Source organism: Paenisporosarcina sp. FSL H8-0542 (genome assembly GCF_038632915.1).
Lineage (GTDB): Bacteria > Bacillota > Bacilli > Bacillales_A > Planococcaceae > Paenisporosarcina.
This window is the reverse complement of the sequence record NZ_CP152050.1, coordinates 2,643,182-2,657,710: the sequence shown is the minus strand read 5'-3', so window position 1 is coordinate 2,657,710 and position 14,529 is coordinate 2,643,182. Positions and strand designations below refer to the sequence as shown.

At 39.7% G+C, this 14,529-nt stretch carries 17 protein-coding genes; 15 read left to right on the top strand and 2 right to left on the bottom strand.

Annotated features, from left to right (window positions below):
- Window positions 1–11: 11 nt before the first annotated feature.
- From prfB to MHH33_RS13590, 12 genes are all read left to right on the top strand, one after another.
- Window positions 12–1,113 (top strand): peptide chain release factor 2 gene (gene prfB, locus MHH33_RS13645; protein WP_147640335.1). Its coding sequence is split into 2 segments (ribosomal slippage): window positions 12–83 and window positions 85–1,113, totalling 1,101 coding nucleotides; the frame shifts between segments, so codons are not numbered across the junction.
- A 364-nt stretch (window positions 1,114–1,477) separates the two neighbouring features.
- Window positions 1,478–2,341, top strand: coding sequence for a YitT family protein (locus MHH33_RS13640; protein WP_016428057.1), 864 nt, complete (start codon window positions 1,478–1,480; stop codon window positions 2,339–2,341).
- Between the two features lie 51 nt (window positions 2,342–2,392).
- On the top strand, window positions 2,393–2,734 hold the full coding sequence (cccB, locus tag MHH33_RS13635) for a cytochrome c551 (protein ID WP_016428056.1): 342 nt from the start codon (window positions 2,393–2,395) through the stop codon (window positions 2,732–2,734).
- A gap of 291 nt (window positions 2,735–3,025) precedes the next feature.
- The gene (gene ftsE / locus MHH33_RS13630; RefSeq protein ID WP_016428055.1) at window positions 3,026–3,712 is read left to right on the top strand and encodes a cell division ATP-binding protein FtsE; all 687 of its coding nucleotides are present in this window, start codon (window positions 3,026–3,028) and stop codon (window positions 3,710–3,712) included.
- Entirely contained in the window at window positions 3,702–4,586 is an 885-nt protein-coding gene (ftsX, locus tag MHH33_RS13625; RefSeq protein WP_016428054.1) for a permease-like cell division protein FtsX, read from the top strand. The genes ftsE and ftsX overlap by 11 nt, the downstream gene beginning before the upstream one ends.
- A 24-nt stretch (window positions 4,587–4,610) precedes the next feature.
- Window positions 4,611–5,918 (top strand): M23 family metallopeptidase, encoded by a 1,308-nt coding sequence (locus MHH33_RS13620; protein ID WP_016428053.1) that lies wholly within the window; start codon window positions 4,611–4,613, stop codon window positions 5,916–5,918.
- A gap of 137 nt (window positions 5,919–6,055) precedes the next feature.
- Window positions 6,056–6,709 (top strand): hypothetical protein, encoded by a 654-nt coding sequence (locus MHH33_RS13615; RefSeq protein ID WP_342542022.1) that lies wholly within the window; start codon window positions 6,056–6,058, stop codon window positions 6,707–6,709.
- Window positions 6,706–7,281: a redoxin domain-containing protein gene (locus MHH33_RS13610; protein WP_016428051.1), complete on the top strand. Its 576-nt coding sequence runs from the start codon at window positions 6,706–6,708 to the stop codon at window positions 7,279–7,281. The genes MHH33_RS13615 and MHH33_RS13610 overlap by 4 nt, the downstream gene beginning before the upstream one ends.
- A gap of 735 nt (window positions 7,282–8,016) precedes the next feature.
- Window positions 8,017–9,450: a S41 family peptidase gene (locus MHH33_RS13605; protein WP_036659439.1), complete on the top strand. Its 1,434-nt coding sequence runs from the start codon at window positions 8,017–8,019 to the stop codon at window positions 9,448–9,450.
- Window positions 9,451–9,531: 81 nt separating this feature from the next.
- The gene (locus tag MHH33_RS13600; protein WP_342542021.1) at window positions 9,532–10,701 is read left to right on the top strand and encodes a PDZ domain-containing protein; all 1,170 of its coding nucleotides are present in this window, start codon (window positions 9,532–9,534) and stop codon (window positions 10,699–10,701) included.
- A gap of 10 nt (window positions 10,702–10,711) precedes the next feature.
- Entirely contained in the window at window positions 10,712–10,957 is a 246-nt protein-coding gene (locus tag MHH33_RS13595) for a CsbA family protein (RefSeq protein WP_016428048.1), read from the top strand.
- A 251-nt stretch (window positions 10,958–11,208) separates the two neighbouring features.
- Window positions 11,209–11,445, top strand: a complete 237-nt coding sequence (locus tag MHH33_RS13590) for a glutaredoxin family protein (protein WP_016428047.1) — start codon at window positions 11,209–11,211, stop codon at window positions 11,443–11,445.
- Window positions 11,446–11,580: 135 nt separating this feature from the next.
- On the opposite strand, the gene MHH33_RS13585 is transcribed toward MHH33_RS13590, so the two are convergent.
- Together MHH33_RS13585 and MHH33_RS13580 are read right to left on the bottom strand one after the other, a co-directional pair.
- On the bottom strand, window positions 11,581–11,889 hold the full coding sequence (locus MHH33_RS13585) for an AzlD domain-containing protein (protein WP_016428046.1): 309 nt from the start codon (window positions 11,887–11,889) through the stop codon (window positions 11,581–11,583).
- Window positions 11,889–12,575, bottom strand: a complete 687-nt coding sequence (locus MHH33_RS13580) for an AzlC family ABC transporter permease (protein WP_016428045.1) — start codon at window positions 12,573–12,575, stop codon at window positions 11,889–11,891. Before MHH33_RS13580 ends, MHH33_RS13585 begins: the two co-directional genes overlap by 1 nt.
- 76 nt (window positions 12,576–12,651) lie before the next feature.
- Here MHH33_RS13580 and MHH33_RS13575 point away from each other — a divergent pair, with 76 nt between their 5' ends.
- From MHH33_RS13575 to lepB, 3 genes are read left to right on the top strand one after another with little or no spacing between them, the layout of a single operon-like run.
- The gene (locus MHH33_RS13575; RefSeq protein ID WP_016428044.1) at window positions 12,652–13,209 is read left to right on the top strand and encodes an XRE family transcriptional regulator; all 558 of its coding nucleotides are present in this window, start codon (window positions 12,652–12,654) and stop codon (window positions 13,207–13,209) included.
- 58 nt (window positions 13,210–13,267) lie between these two features.
- Complete coding sequence (locus MHH33_RS13570) at window positions 13,268–13,906, top strand: TVP38/TMEM64 family protein (RefSeq protein WP_342542020.1); 639 nt, start codon at window positions 13,268–13,270, stop codon at window positions 13,904–13,906.
- Window positions 13,907–13,911: 5 nt separating this feature from the next.
- Entirely contained in the window at window positions 13,912–14,475 is a 564-nt protein-coding gene (gene lepB, locus MHH33_RS13565; RefSeq protein WP_036659793.1) for a signal peptidase I, read from the top strand.
- Window positions 14,476–14,529 lie beyond the last annotated feature (54 nt).

The window sequence follows — 14,529 nt, the reverse complement described above, 5'->3', positions numbered from 1 at the left end:
ATTTAGACATGATGGAATTATCAGATGTACGTAATGAATTAGACAGAACAGCTTCAAAATTATCCGACTTTAGGGGGTCTCTTTGACTTAGAAAACAAAGAGGCAAGAATTGCTGAGTTGGATGAAAATATGTCGATGCCTGACTTTTGGAATGATCAACAAGCAGCGCAAGTGGTCATTGGTGAAGCAAATGGATTAAAAGAAATTGTGAACGAATATAACGAATTGCTTGATACCCAGGAAAACTTAGAAATGACATTGGAATTGTTACGCGAAGAACCTGACGAGGAATTACAAGAAGAACTCAGCAGTGAGATGAAAGAGTTTACTGCGAAATTGGGCGATTTTGAACTGCAATTATTACTGAGCGAACCGTATGACAAAAACAATGCCATTCTTGAACTTCATCCTGGAGCAGGAGGAACGGAGTCTCAGGATTGGGGCTCCATGCTACTGCGCATGTATACACGTTGGGGCGAGAAGCGTGGCTTCAAAGTGGAGACACTCGATTATTTACCTGGTGACGAAGCTGGAATTAAGTCCGTCACACTAGGCTTTAAAGGCCACAATGCATACGGCTATTTGAAAGCTGAAAAAGGGGTTCATCGTTTAGTACGAATTTCTCCTTTCGATTCTTCTGGCCGACGTCATACTTCTTTCGTATCCTGTGAAGTTATGCCTGAATTTAATGATGAAATCGAAATTGACATTCGTACGGAAGATTTGAAAATCGATACGTACCGTGCCAGTGGTGCAGGTGGTCAGCATATCAATACGACTGACTCCGCTGTCCGTATCACTCATTTACCTACAGGTGCAGTCGTTACGTGTCAACAAGAACGTTCTCAAATCAAGAACCGTGAAAAAGCAATGACGATGTTAAAAGCGAAATTGTATCAATTGAAAATCGAAGAACAAGAAGCTCAGATGCTCGAAATTCGAGGGGAGCAAAAGGAAATCGGTTGGGGATCTCAAATTCGTTCATATGTCTTCCATCCTTATTCAATGGTAAAAGATCACCGTACAAATGCTGAAAGTGGCAATGTGCAAGGTGTAATGGACGGCGATATCGATTTGTTCATCAATTCCTACTTGCGATCAAAAATGAATTAAGGCAAAAACGGACATCCTACAGAGGTGTCCGTTTTTTTATGGTTCTGTAAACTCTTACGAAGGATAAAAAAGCTCAGTTAATTTTTGCTGTTTTGCTCCATATCCCTAAACAACAACAAAGAAATAATACATAGCTTACTAAAATTAAGGGAAAACAATTAAGTAGGTGGTTTTCATACTTGTTAGCTCATGCGGAACATGCGGCCAGCGCAAATGTACGATAAATCAACGTATATATGCCAATTGTTACGTTGAAAGAAAATTTTCATACAGGCTCACTTTAACATGATGAAGTTCACACACTATATATCCTCTGCTATACTTCATTAGGGAAAAATGGACATAATAGAAAGAAGGAAATTTTATGAATAGAAAAACACGGGTAGAGCCACATCCTATTTTGGCTTCCGTTTTAGAATATATGTATATCATCGCCGGTGCTGCTATTATCGCTGTAGGTTTTAACGTTTTCTTATTGCCGAACGAAGTGGCATCTGGCGGAGTTAGTGGAATCAGTACGATTTTAAAAGGATTGTTCAATTGGAATCCAGGATATGTGCAATACGCATTTAATATTCCTTTATTTATTGCAGGAGTAATTTTTCTTGGTAAACAATTCGGCGCACGTTCACTAGTCGGAACACTTACGCTTCCCATGTTTGTCCTACTAACTGCAGGATGGGAACCCGCAACATTAAATCCGTTACTCGGGGCACTATTTGGCGGGATTTCAGTAGGAGTTGGATTGGGTATTGTCTTCCGAGGACATGCATCAACTGGCGGAACAGATTTAGCGGCTCAAATTTTAGCGAAGTACACCGGATTTACCCTTGGAACTAGCGTTATGCTGATTGACGGACTGATTGTTCTTTCTGCAGCCCTAGTTTTCGATATTGAAAAAGGATTATATGCTCTGATTGGTCTATTTGTGACAACCAAAACCATTGATATTATTCAACTTGGATTCAGCCAATCGAAAATGGTTTACATTATTACGAATAAACAGGAAGAATTACGGGATGCTATTTATACCGAAATAAATCGTGGTGTAACCAAGCTTCCGGCAGTTGGTGGCTATACCGAACAAGAACGACCAATGCTACTTGTTGTTGTTTATCAAACCGAATTCACGAAATTGAAACAATTAGTTAAAATGGTTGATCCATCAGCATTTGTCATTGTTTCAGATGCCTACGAAGTACTCGGTGAGGGTTTCAAACGTCCATAATTTAGGTATACTTAAAAAGTATATATAAACTATTTTGAGGGAGGGAACAAGATGAACAAAAAATTTCTTGCAGCTATTTTTGGTTCTGCACTAATGCTTGCCGCATGTGGTGGTGGAAATGATGAAAAACCGACGCCAACCAATGATGAAAATGGCGGAGAAGTAACTGATACACAGGATGCTGAAAAAATTGTACAGGGTAATTGCACAAGCTGTCACGGTGGTAATTTAGAAGGGCAAGGCAACTTCCCAAATCTGACAGATGTGGGATCCCGCCTTACTGAAGAGGAAATTTTACAGGTAATTCAAAAAGGCCGTGGTCAAATGCCTCCGAACATTATTGAAGGCGCAGAAGCTGAAGTAGTTGCAGAATGGTTGGCTAATAAAAAATAAATTGTAATAAACAAAGACCAATGACTGTTTATGTCATTGGTCTTTGTTTTTGTCAAAAAAGTGTCGAACTAAAAGGAGGATTTCAGGAACCTAATGCCGAATTTTAGTATTTAATAGGTCGAAATATCGTGTTGAATTTTAGGGATAAAGAACTAATGAGGAGGTATCACAAGGTTTCTGTCTAAATTTTGTAATAGTACTGTAATAAAATTTTGTCGACAAACTTGATATAATGAGCTTGTCGGAAAAAATTTCGAACAGCTAGGAAAAAACATAGGTGGTTACAAAAATATGATTTCAATGAAAAATGTCTACAAAAAATATCCAAACGGCATTGTTGCTGCAAACGGAATTAATGTAGAAATCAAACAAGGTGAATTTGTATATGTTGTAGGTCCAAGTGGGGCTGGTAAATCTACATTTATCAAAATGATGTACAGAGAAGAGCGTCCTACGAGTGGAGATATACTAGTAAATGGCATAAACTTGGCGACATTGAAGTCGAAAAAAGTTCCATATTTAAGAAGACAAATAGGTGTTGTCTTTCAAGATTTTAAATTATTACCGAGATTGAATGTTTTTGAAAATGTAGCATTTGCTTTAGAAGTAATTGAAGAATCGCCAAAAGTGATTCGTAAACGTGTTATGGAAGTTTTGGATTTGGTAGGGCTTAAACATAAAGCTCGTATGTTCCCAACTGAGCTGTCTGGTGGAGAACAACAGCGAGTATCGATTGCCCGGTCCATTGTCAACATCCCAAAAGTGATGATTGCGGACGAGCCAACTGGAAACTTAGATCCTGAAACTTCTTGGGATATCATGAATTTGTTCGAGGAAATCAATCGTCGTGGGACAACCATTATAATGGCCACCCATAATAAAGAAATTGTTAATACAATCAAACATCGAGTAATTGCAGTTGAAGGCGGACTCGTCGTACGTGATGAAGTCGGAGGTGACTACGGTTATGAAAGCTAGGACTGTAGGACGTCATTTCCGTGAAAGTTTTAAAAGTCTCGGCCGAAATAGCTGGATGACTTTTGCATCTGCCAGTGCAGTGACTGTCACGTTGTTGCTTGTCGGCGTATTCGTAATGATCATGATGAATTTAAGTAAAGTGGCTGATGATTTAGAAAAAGATGTTGAAATAAAAGTGTTGCTTGAACTTACTGCAGATGACAAAGCTGCAACGCAATTAGAAAAAGATATTAAAGAATTAGATGGTGTTGCAACAGTCGTCTATTCAACAAAAGAAGCTGAATTAAAAGATTTAATAAAAGATTTCGGAGCGACAATGGGATTGTCCGATCAAAATAACCCGCTTCGTGCAGCCTACTACGTGAAGGCTGAAAACCCTCAGGAAACTGAGAAAGTTGCTCAACGAATAGATCGTCTTAAAAACACCTATTCTGTCGAATATGGTGAAGGAAAGATTGAGAAACTATTCAGTTTCCTGAATGTTGCTAGAAATATAGGTTTAGTATTAATCCTAGCGTTACTATTTACTGCGATGTTCCTAATTTCGAATACAATCCGTATCACAATTGTTGCACGTCGACGTGAAATTGAAATTATGAAACTGGTAGGAGCGTCAAATTGGTTTGTTCGTATACCGTTCGTTTTAGAAGGAATGTGGATCGGAATCCTTGGTGCAATATTGCCAATAACTCTCGTCACTTTACTTTATTACAACTTATATCACGCTGTTCAACCTTATTTGAAAGGCGAATTGTTTAATTTATTACCACTTACTCCATTTTTGTATCAAGTTAACGGCCTCATTTTATTGATGGGCATTTTCATTGGTGTGTGGGGAAGTTTTATGTCAGTACGTAAGTTTTTACGCGTTTAAACGCGAGCTTGAAAGGGGCAGAACATGAGAAAGAAACAATCTAAATGGATGGCAGTTTCCATTGCAACAGTATTGGGGTGTTCATTATTTATGACACAACCTGCGGATGCATTGGCTAACTCCTTGAACGATTTGAAAAATGAACAGAAACAATTGGATCATAAAAAATCACAATTGAATTCGACTATTAATCAGAAAAAAGGCGATATTTCAGAAAATCAATCGGACCAAGAAAAATTGCTTGCTCAAATTCAAGCTCTCGATAGCAAAATTATTGAGACAAATAGCGAAATAGATCGTGTGCTTGGAGACATTAAACGCACGAACTTAGAAATTGAAAAATTGCATGAAAGTATTACGGTTTTAGAAAAGAAAATCGCTGATCGTGACGAGTTAATTAAAGAGCGTCTTCGCTCCGTTCAGGAAAGTGGCGGTTCCGTCAATTATCTTGATGTGTTACTTGGAGCTAGCAGTTTCTCAGATTTCATTGACCGTTTCTCAGCTGTAAATACGCTAATGGATGCAGACCGCAAGATTTTGGAAGAACAGGCTGCAGATAAAAAGTCATTGGAAGCGCAGAAATCTTCGGTTGAAGAAAAATTGGCTCAACAAAAGACAAGCCGTGATAAATTAGTAAGTCTTAAATCAAATCTTGATTCCCAAAAAGCTTCAAAAGGTAGATTAGTAGACCAACTAGAAGCGGAACAAGGAAAATTAATCCAACAAAAGAATTCACTTGAAAAAGAATATTCTGAAACACTCGAAATCAGTAAAGCGGTAGAGAGTAAAATAGTAGCTGAACAAGAGAGATTAATCGAAGTTGCACGTCAAGCTGAAATCGCACGCAAGAAAAAAGATGCTGCTGAACGCAATAAACATAATTCTTCAAATTCAAATGGAACACCTCCACCAGTAGTATCTTCTGGTGATTGGACACGCCCTGCTGCAGGACGTTTCTCTTCCACTTTCGGTGGTCGTAATATCGGATCAGGCGCGGAATTCCATTACGGCAGTGACATTGCAAACAGCATCGGTACACCGATTGTCTCAGCAGCGGATGGCATTGTTTCTCATGCAGGGCCAATGGGAACATACGGAAATGTAATTATGGTTACACATTCTATTAATGGTCAAATTTTCACGACTGTCTACGCGCATTTAAGTGGATACAATGTAAGTTCAGGTCAATCAGTCTCTAAAGGACAAATGATAGGTAGAATGGGAAATACTGGTCGTTCGACTGGACCTCATTTACATTTTGAAGTTCATGAAGGACCTTGGAATAGTGAACGTTCAAATGCGGTCAATCCGATTCGTTATGTATCATTCTAAAGTAAGTCAATTGAGCTCACTCTCAGGTAAACTGAGTGTGAGCTTTTTTATTGACGTTCACAAGCATATTTCTCCACATATTAAGTAGTTTGATATACGATATAGGGTATATTTGGAATGTCTTGAGGAGTTGAAAAGTGTTGCCGGTAACGGATTGGTTTATTATCAAGTCTCTAACAATTCCTTCATCGTGGATAGCAATACTTTTGGCGTTATTTATTACGGGAATCGTATTAAGGATGAAATTTGGGAAAGATACAGTAGATTGGTTTTCGGATGCAGCAATACTCTTTTTAATTGTATGGAAATTTAGTGTAGTGTTTACTGATTTTGATATGATTGTTAAATACCCACTTGGGATTCTTTATTTCAATGGGGGTGAAACCGGCTTCTACATTGCATTGGTTATAGCACTTAGTCGTTTAGTATGGCAAATAAGAAGCAGAGGTTTGCCTGAACGCGAGTTTGGCGCGATGCTTATTGGGTTCGTTTTGTTGCAATCTTTGTATCAATTCCTTATGGTTGTTATGAATGAAGCGGAAATTTGGCAGAAACTGATGACAATTGTTATTTTTACTGGGATGACTACCTTAACCTGGAAGAAAGCATTTGCATCAAATGTTTGGAGATTACAATTGCTTACTCTCTTTTTATTTACACATATCCTTGCGGCCGTTTTACAGCCTGAAGGTGTGTTCCAAAGTCCGCTGATGGTCACGGTACTATTCGTGATTTGCGGTTTTACCGTTTCTATATTTTTGAATAAACAACAAATGGAGGAGAACAAATGACCAAAAAAGTATTTGGACTCGTGATACTTGCTGTTCTTATAACGATTGTCATCGCGACGATGGTGAAAAATAACATCGATGAGGCAAAGTCCTTTGAAAATGAACAATTAGGTATCGAAATGACAGGTGTTGCTGCATCCGAAGGATTGAATAAAGGCGATACAGCACCAGATTTTGAATTAACAACACTTGATGGGAAAAAAGTGAAGCTCTCTGACTATCAAGGGAAAAAAGTAATCGTTAATTTCTGGGCGACGTGGTGTCCTCCTTGTAAGGCCGAAATGCCTCATATGCAAAATTACTATGAAGATTTCGCAGAAGAAGAAAATGTGGAAATATTAGCTGTCAATCTAACAAGCGGAGACAGTGAAGAGAAAGTGAACGATTTTGTACGGGACTACGGGCTGACTTTTCCGATTCCTATGGATACTGAAGGTGCCGTTGGTCAAACCTTTGAAGCCATCACTATACCTACTTCATATATGATTGATACTAAAGGCCGCATTCAGAACAAGATTGTAGGACCGATGGATGACCAAATGATTAAAGATTTTGTGTCTAATTTAGAATAAAAATGATCTGTTAATAGGTATGGATGTTTATCGTACATTTGCGCTTGCCGCACGTTCCGCATGAGACCCACAAGTATGAAAAACATACTTGTGGGTCTCATTTTTCAAAAGTACTGCTCCTGCGGTTACTCGTCGCAAAGAATAGGGCTGCTCCTGCGGTTACTCGTCGCAAAGAATAGGGCTGCTCCTGCGGTTACTCGTCGCAAAGAATAGGGCTGCTCCTGCGGTTACTCGTCGCAAAGAATAGGGCTGCTCCTGCGGTTACTCGTCGCAAAGAATAGGGCTGCTCCTGCGGTTACTCGTCGCAAAGAATAGGGCTGCTCCTGCGGTTACTCGTCGCAAAGAATAGGTCTGCTCCTGCGGTTACTCGTCGCAAAGAATAAAGCTGCTCCTGCGGTTACTCGTCGCAAAGATATGGTCAAACACCTTTGACCATAATCTTGGCTGGCAAGACCCCACAGTGAGGATAAAGGAATGAAGGCTAAGGACACCACCACCTCCCTGCTCCTGCGGTTACTCGTCGCAAAATACAATTTTGTGTCAACGCCTTCGTGACCAACATCCTGTTGGCCCGAGGAGGCTTGCCAGTTCGTCCGCGGAAAGGGCACAGATTCATTCTTTCATAAAATCAACAGTGAAAAATAACATAGCCAATAAAAATAAATCTGGCTTATTCTTGTCCTATCGTCACCTATTCGTTCATACACTGAAACGAAGAAAGTAGGGGGCGATTTTTTGAGACGAAGCAGGGTTTTTTTGTTTGGTTTTTTAGTGATTTTGATTCTTCTATTCCTCATTTTTTGGGCGCCTTTTAAAAAGGACAAGGTGGCAAGTGTACCAATCAGCCAACTGTCACCGATAGATCAGGCTTATGAACGTATCTTGGCAAGTTCTGTTCATCCCGTCGAGGGGAAACAATTGATTGAAGGTGCATTACGGGGAATGGCAGATACACTTGGAGATCCTTATAGCAAATACATGACCAAAGAGGAAGCAAAGGCTCACCGTGAATCCTTATCGGACGAACGCGTGGGAATAGGGCTGGAGATTGTAGAAAATAAAGGTCGATTTATAGTTGTGACACCGATGAAAGAATCACCTGCTGAAAAAGCAGGAGTTAAACCGTATGACGAAATTGTAAGAGTAGATGGGAAGCGAGTAGAGGGAAAAAGCTTAGCTGATTTGCTGTCGGCCATAAAAGGAAAAAAAGGAACCAATGTCTCATTAACGGTCTTCAGAGAAACGGAAGATCGACATGTGGAATTAAAGATGACCAGATCCGCACTTCAGATACAAACGGTGACTAGTGAGATAATTGAACAAGATAGTTCTTCGATTGGCTATGTAAGCATCTCCGTGTTTGGAGAAAAAACAGCAGAAGAATGGGAAACGCAAACCCGCACACTCGTAACACAGGGAATTGATGGATTATTGATAGACGTGCGTGGTAATCCAGGAGGATATTTACATAGTGTAGAACAAGTAATTGGCACCATGTTGAAAAGCGGGCAAATCTTTGCTTACATGCAAGATTCAAAAGGTGCACTCGAGCCATTGGCCGTAAAATCAACAAATGAAGATGACTATACAAAAGTTATGAAAAAGATTCCGATTGTATTATTACAGAACGAAGGTAGCGCCTCTGCAAGTGAAGTGTTGAGTGGTGCTTTAAAATCCAACCAACGGGCACTAATCGCCGGTTCCAAGAGTTTTGGAAAAGGCACCGTGCAAGAAACATGGGAGTTAACAAATGGGGGAGAAATGAAGTTATCTTCGCACAAATGGTTAACACCTAAACAGCAGTGGATTCATGGAACTGGGATTAAGGCGGATTTTGAAGTGAAAGCAAGCGAACTTTACCAGCTCGAACCCCTTCCGATGAGTGGAACTTATCAAGTAGGAGATTTTAATGTAGATGTACAGTATGGCCAAAAGGTACTGAAGGCATTAGGATTCCCTGTTACAAGAGTCGATGGCTATTTCGATGAAGATACAGCAAGAGCCGTGAAATCTTTCAAGGAACAAAAGAAACTCAAGGCAGAAGCGAAAATGGATATCGTTTTTTATAAAGAAGTCAGAGAGACCATTATGACCTATAAATCAAGCAAGAAACATGATAATCAGCTTCAAATGTCTCTAGGCTATTTATTCCACTCTATTCAAAAGTAGAAAAAACCTATACGCATTCCATCAACGGTTTGTTACAATGGAAAGAAATGCACGAACCGTTGATTGGGTGGTGATTCGTAAATGTGGCAAGAAATTGGACTAGAATTGATTAAGGGAATCGGAAAATTTTTTATTAATCCATTATTTTATGTGGCAATCTGTTTTGCGGTGCTTCTAGGATACGTACGCGTAAAGAGGGAACGACGTTCATTCCGTACACGGATTCTTTGGGGTTGGACAGAGGTTAAGAGAATGTTCACGGATATATGGATGTATGCACTGATTTTATCCTTACTCAGTACAGGTATTGGTCTGACGCTTACGACAGATTGGGTGGTAACGTTCAGTTTGATCAGTGCGATTATTGTCGTACTTTTTATGTATCAGATTGGATCGCCCGTCATTTCTGCAGCGCTTGCAACTTGCGCATTGTGGATTGGCTATGAAATGAATACTAGTTTTTCAATTTTGAATTTCGAATGGGTCGGGGATCGCAATTGGATTGAACTGTCTTTGCCTGTCAGTCTGTTAATGGGGGCAGCGGTAATTGCAGAGGGGTTGCTAATCCGAAAAACAGGTGCTGAATCGGCATCTCCTATATTGGAAAAATCGGCACGTGGTTTGACATCTGCCAGTTATTTATCAAAACGACTGTGGTTGTTGCCTGTATTGGGCATTGTACCTGGAAGTGTAGTACCGGATTTCATGACTTATTGGCCACAATTTACAATTGGAAATGAAACGTTTGCTTTTGTGTTATTTCCAATTGTAATCGGGTTCCAGCAAAAAGCACGCAGGACACTCCCTGTGAATTTATATCCGAAGTTAGGTAAAGCCGTCATCATCGTTGGGGTGGCCACAATAGGTTTATCACTCATTGCTTATTGGCTACCAATTGTCGCGGCTATTAGTTTAGCTCTAGGTGCTTTTGCAAGAATAGGGGTATGGATGTATTTTGCCATAAAGGAAAGACAAGGAAATTACGCCGTTTCTCCACAAGATTCAGGTGTGATGATTGCAGGCGTATTACCGGAATCTCCAGCGGATAAGATGGGACTTGTTATTGGAGAATGTATCCGCAGGGTTAACGGGCAGACGGTCACGAATGAACGGGAATTATATGAAGCGATTCAAATAAATGCTGCACATTGCCGACTTGAAGTATTGGATCATCAAGGTGAAGTCAGATTAAGACAACATGTTATTTATCGTCACGATCATCATCGACTCGGTTTATTGGTTGTAAGATAGGAGAGCAATAATGGAATCAATGTTTACAAAAATACTATTTGCATTATTTTTACCAGGACTGCTCGTCGTACTGTTTACAAGAATCACATTTTCACATATCGTTGCTTTAATTTTAACCGTAGCTCTTATAACCGCCTCCGTCTATGTCGGGTATACGCATACATGGCTGTTATTTATTGTTGATGCATTATCATTGACAATCGGATTTTGGTACGCGACACGTATGATGGAACGAGGAAAAAGACAGGATGATTAACAAAACGTCTTTACACTTATGTGTAGAGACGTTTTTTTTGTGGGAAACATTGTGAATACTAATTATTTGAACTTGTAGACCCCTAGTAGTATATTGTAAATAAAATGTGGATTTTCATAAAAACTGGAGGGAAAGTAAATGTATTTTCAATCTCATTTTTTATGATAAATTAGCAAGACAAGCGAAAATATTAAACATTTAACTGGCAATTATGTTGCTTATAAAAAAGCATAATATCGGAGGTATACAAAATGAAACCACAAATTACTGTTTATTCAACCAACACATGTCCATATTGCGACATGATGAAAAGTTTCCTGAAACAAAATGAAATGGAGTTCACGGAAGTGAATGTTCAAGCAGATCCTATAGCAGCACAAAAATTAGTGGAAACAACTGGGCAAATGGGAGTTCCACAAACAAATATTAACGGTCAATGGGTTTTGGGATTCGATCCGGATCGAGTTCTGGAACTTGTAAAAGCTTAAAAAGGGGATTTGTTAAGGGACTGCCTAGTTTATCTTACATTTGCGCTAGCCGAACATATAATGAATTGAAGTATAATAAAAAGCGAATAGCTATGATGCTATTCGTTTTTTGTCATATAATCCAAATATATTACATCAACCTATCAAACCATATATCGCCAGAACAGCAATGGACCCCATGACAACGATAATTACATTCGCTCCAGCAAATGCTAGTGTAAAAGCGGCAAGTGCACCAATAAGCCCGAATAACATATTTCCTTCCTGTACAAACAACATAGCGGGAAAGATCAGTGCGCCCAAAACAGCGTAAGGAATATTACGCAGTATTCCGCTGACAATGGGAGGCAATTCTCGGCCTTCCAGAAATGTTAGTGGAAATGCGCGTGGTATATAGGTGACCACAGCCATTCCAAGTAACATCCACCAGTACGATTTTTCCATTAACTTGCACTTCCTTTCTTCGCATACAGCATTTCAACCAAAATGGCTGAACCGAGCGTCGCTACTAAAATGGACCATCCTGTTGAAAGGAGGCCGCTCCAATACAAAGCACTGTGAATCACTGCACCGAAGAAAGCCAGCAGCATCACTTTACGGTTACCTTTCATGGATGGAACGAGCAGTCCGACAAACATTGCGTATAAAGCAATCGACATGGCTGCTTGAAGGAACTCGGGTAAATTGGCACCAATGACATGACCTATAGCAGTGAAGACCACCCAGCTGCCGTAAGAAATCAGAATAACACCGGCTGCAAAAGGAGTCCGGATTTTGTCGGCTTTATTTGTTGCTAATACGGAGAACGTTTCATCCGTCACCCCAAACGCATATATGGCTTTTTTCCAACGTGCTTCAGGTTGCATCTTTTCATTTAATGAGGCCGTCATAAGAAAGTGTCGGATATTGACAACAAACGTATTAAGAACAATTAAGATAGGGTCTACACCTGTTGATATCAGAGTTAACGATATGTATTGTGCAGCACCAGCAAAAACGAATATACTCATGGCTGTTGCTTCCCACATAGACAACCCGGTTGTTTTTGCTAGTAATCCAAAGGTTAATGCGATAGGAAAGTAGCCAATGGCAATGCTTAACCCAGCTCTTATTCCATTCATAAATGTCATTGGTCGAATTCCTCCCGCTTCAAAGTTTAATATATTATACATCTGTATGGTAAAGTAAACAATAAGAGGTGAAGAGATGGAACAGATGAGACGTAATTTAGGCCTACAATTAAAAATGATACGACAACAACGCGGGATGAGTTTAGATGATATAGCCAAACTGACGGATGTAAGTAAAGCACAATTGGCGCAAATGGAAAAAGGTGAATCCAATCCTACGGTTTCTACCATTTGGAAAATTGCAGACGGACTTAAAATCAGCTTCTCATCTTTATTGCAACCACCGAGGCTGAATGCAAAAAAAATATCACCTACAGATATTCCTTTTTTAACAGAAGACGAAGGCCGTTACCGTGTATTTTCCATTATTCCGTATGATCCAAAACGGGGCTGGGAGTTTTATCGGATTGAAATGGATCCTTTATGTTCTTATGAAAGTGCCCCTCACCTGAAAGGTGTCGAGGAATCGCTTACAATAGTAGATGGACAACTGAAAGTCATCCTTGAAAGTGAACAAGTTGATTTACTAAAAGGAGACACACTTGTTTTTTCCGGAAATCAGACACATCGGTATGTGAATAATAGCGAAGAAACGACGGTCATTCATTTAATCATCCATTATCAGTATGTTTGATGTTGGCAGTCGACGGGGAAACTGAAGGATAACTATAATTTTTTTGAGGATGAGGAACATGTTCGATTGGTTAACAACTGAAAATTTATTGGAACTAACAAGGGACTATCGTTCACTGGGACCTCTCATTGGCTTCCTGTTACCATTTTTAGAAGCATTTTTACCGTTTTTACCTCTATTTGTATTCGTTTTTGCAAATGCTAGCGCATATGGTTTATGGATAGGGTTTTTATTATCGTGGGCGGGGACAGTTGTGGGTTCATATTTAGTTTTCTTACTGGTTCGAAAATATGGACGGGCGCGCTTTCTTCGTTTCATGACCAAACACGAGCGTGTTCAAAAATTAATCCATTGGGTTGAGACCCATGGTTTCGCTCCATTATTTTTGCTGTTATGTTTTCCTTTTACCCCGTCAGCATTAGTCAATTTGGTAGCAGGATTGTCTAACATGAAAAAGAATTCTTATTTATGGACATTGTTGGCTGGGAAATTTGTGATGATTTTGACAATCAGCTTCATCGGTTATGATATCAAAGCCCTAATTACACAGCCGATACGGACTGCTATAGTCATTGGCGTAATCATTTTGCTTTGGTTCATCGGAAAACAAATTGAACGTCGATTGAATGCACGGGTGGAAGCTAACTTTTTATTGGTTCAAAAAGAACGACAGGAAGGGAAGGGGCCAACGGTTTGACTTCAATGAAAAAAGAGGCATGGGAATGGTTAAAAGCGATTGTCATCGGAGTAATGATCATTGTCATCATTCGTTCATTTCTTATCACGAATTATGCCGTCTCTGGCCATTCGATGGAGCCTACACTCCACAATTTGGATAAAGTACTAGTGAGTAAAATTTCGTATTCCGTTGGTGATATTGATCGTCTGGATGTTTTGGTTTTTCATTCCGCTGACAATGAAGATTTTGTAAAACGAGTCATTGGAATACCAGGAGATGTCCTCACGTACAAGAACGACAAGCTCTTTATCAACAACCAAAGAGTGGAAGAACCGTATTTGCAGTCATATGATGCCTATCAAAACCCCGACGACCGATTAACAGAGAACTTTACGCTTGAAGGAATCACTGGGGCAGTACGTATTCCCCCTGATTCGTATTTTGTTCTTGGTGATAATCGCAGACAAAGTTTGGACAGTCGTTATTTTCAATTCGTCAACAAAGAAGATATCGTTGGAAAAGTAGTCGCAAGGTACTGGCCACTTGAATCAGCAACAATGAATTTCTCAGGTGAAAATCCCGAATAATTTCCCCCTCTTGCAGTAGTTAGGTACAATAGAGGGAAGGAAAATATTCGGGAT

Bases quoted from the DNA above. Each gene is read 5' to 3' on its own strand.
- MHH33_RS13595 (WP_016428048.1), top strand. From the start codon at position 10,712: ATGGAATCAATGTTTACAAAAATACTATTTGCATTATTTTTACCAGGA.
- cccB (WP_016428056.1), top strand. From the start codon at position 2,393: ATGAACAAAAAATTTCTTGCAGCTATTTTTGGTTCTGCACTAATGCTT.
- MHH33_RS13575 (WP_016428044.1), top strand. From the start codon at position 12,652: ATGGAACAGATGAGACGTAATTTAGGCCTACAATTAAAAATGATACGA.
- MHH33_RS13600 (WP_342542021.1), top strand. From the start codon at position 9,532: ATGTGGCAAGAAATTGGACTAGAATTGATTAAGGGAATCGGAAAATTT.
- MHH33_RS13610 (WP_016428051.1), top strand. From the start codon at position 6,706: ATGACCAAAAAAGTATTTGGACTCGTGATACTTGCTGTTCTTATAACG.
- MHH33_RS13570 (WP_342542020.1), top strand. From the start codon at position 13,268: ATGTTCGATTGGTTAACAACTGAAAATTTATTGGAACTAACAAGGGAC.
- MHH33_RS13580 (WP_016428045.1), bottom strand. From the start codon at position 12,575: ATGACATTTATGAATGGAATAAGAGCTGGGTTAAGCATTGCCATTGGC.
- MHH33_RS13620 (WP_016428053.1), top strand. From the start codon at position 4,611: ATGAGAAAGAAACAATCTAAATGGATGGCAGTTTCCATTGCAACAGTA.
- ftsE (WP_016428055.1), top strand. From the start codon at position 3,026: ATGATTTCAATGAAAAATGTCTACAAAAAATATCCAAACGGCATTGTT.
- MHH33_RS13585 (WP_016428046.1), bottom strand. From the start codon at position 11,889: ATGGAAAAATCGTACTGGTGGATGTTACTTGGAATGGCTGTGGTCACC.
- lepB (WP_036659793.1), top strand. From the start codon at position 13,912: ATGAAAAAAGAGGCATGGGAATGGTTAAAAGCGATTGTCATCGGAGTA.
- ftsX (WP_016428054.1), top strand. From the start codon at position 3,702: ATGAAAGCTAGGACTGTAGGACGTCATTTCCGTGAAAGTTTTAAAAGT.
- MHH33_RS13590 (WP_016428047.1), top strand. From the start codon at position 11,209: ATGAAACCACAAATTACTGTTTATTCAACCAACACATGTCCATATTGC.
- MHH33_RS13640 (WP_016428057.1), top strand. From the start codon at position 1,478: ATGAATAGAAAAACACGGGTAGAGCCACATCCTATTTTGGCTTCCGTT.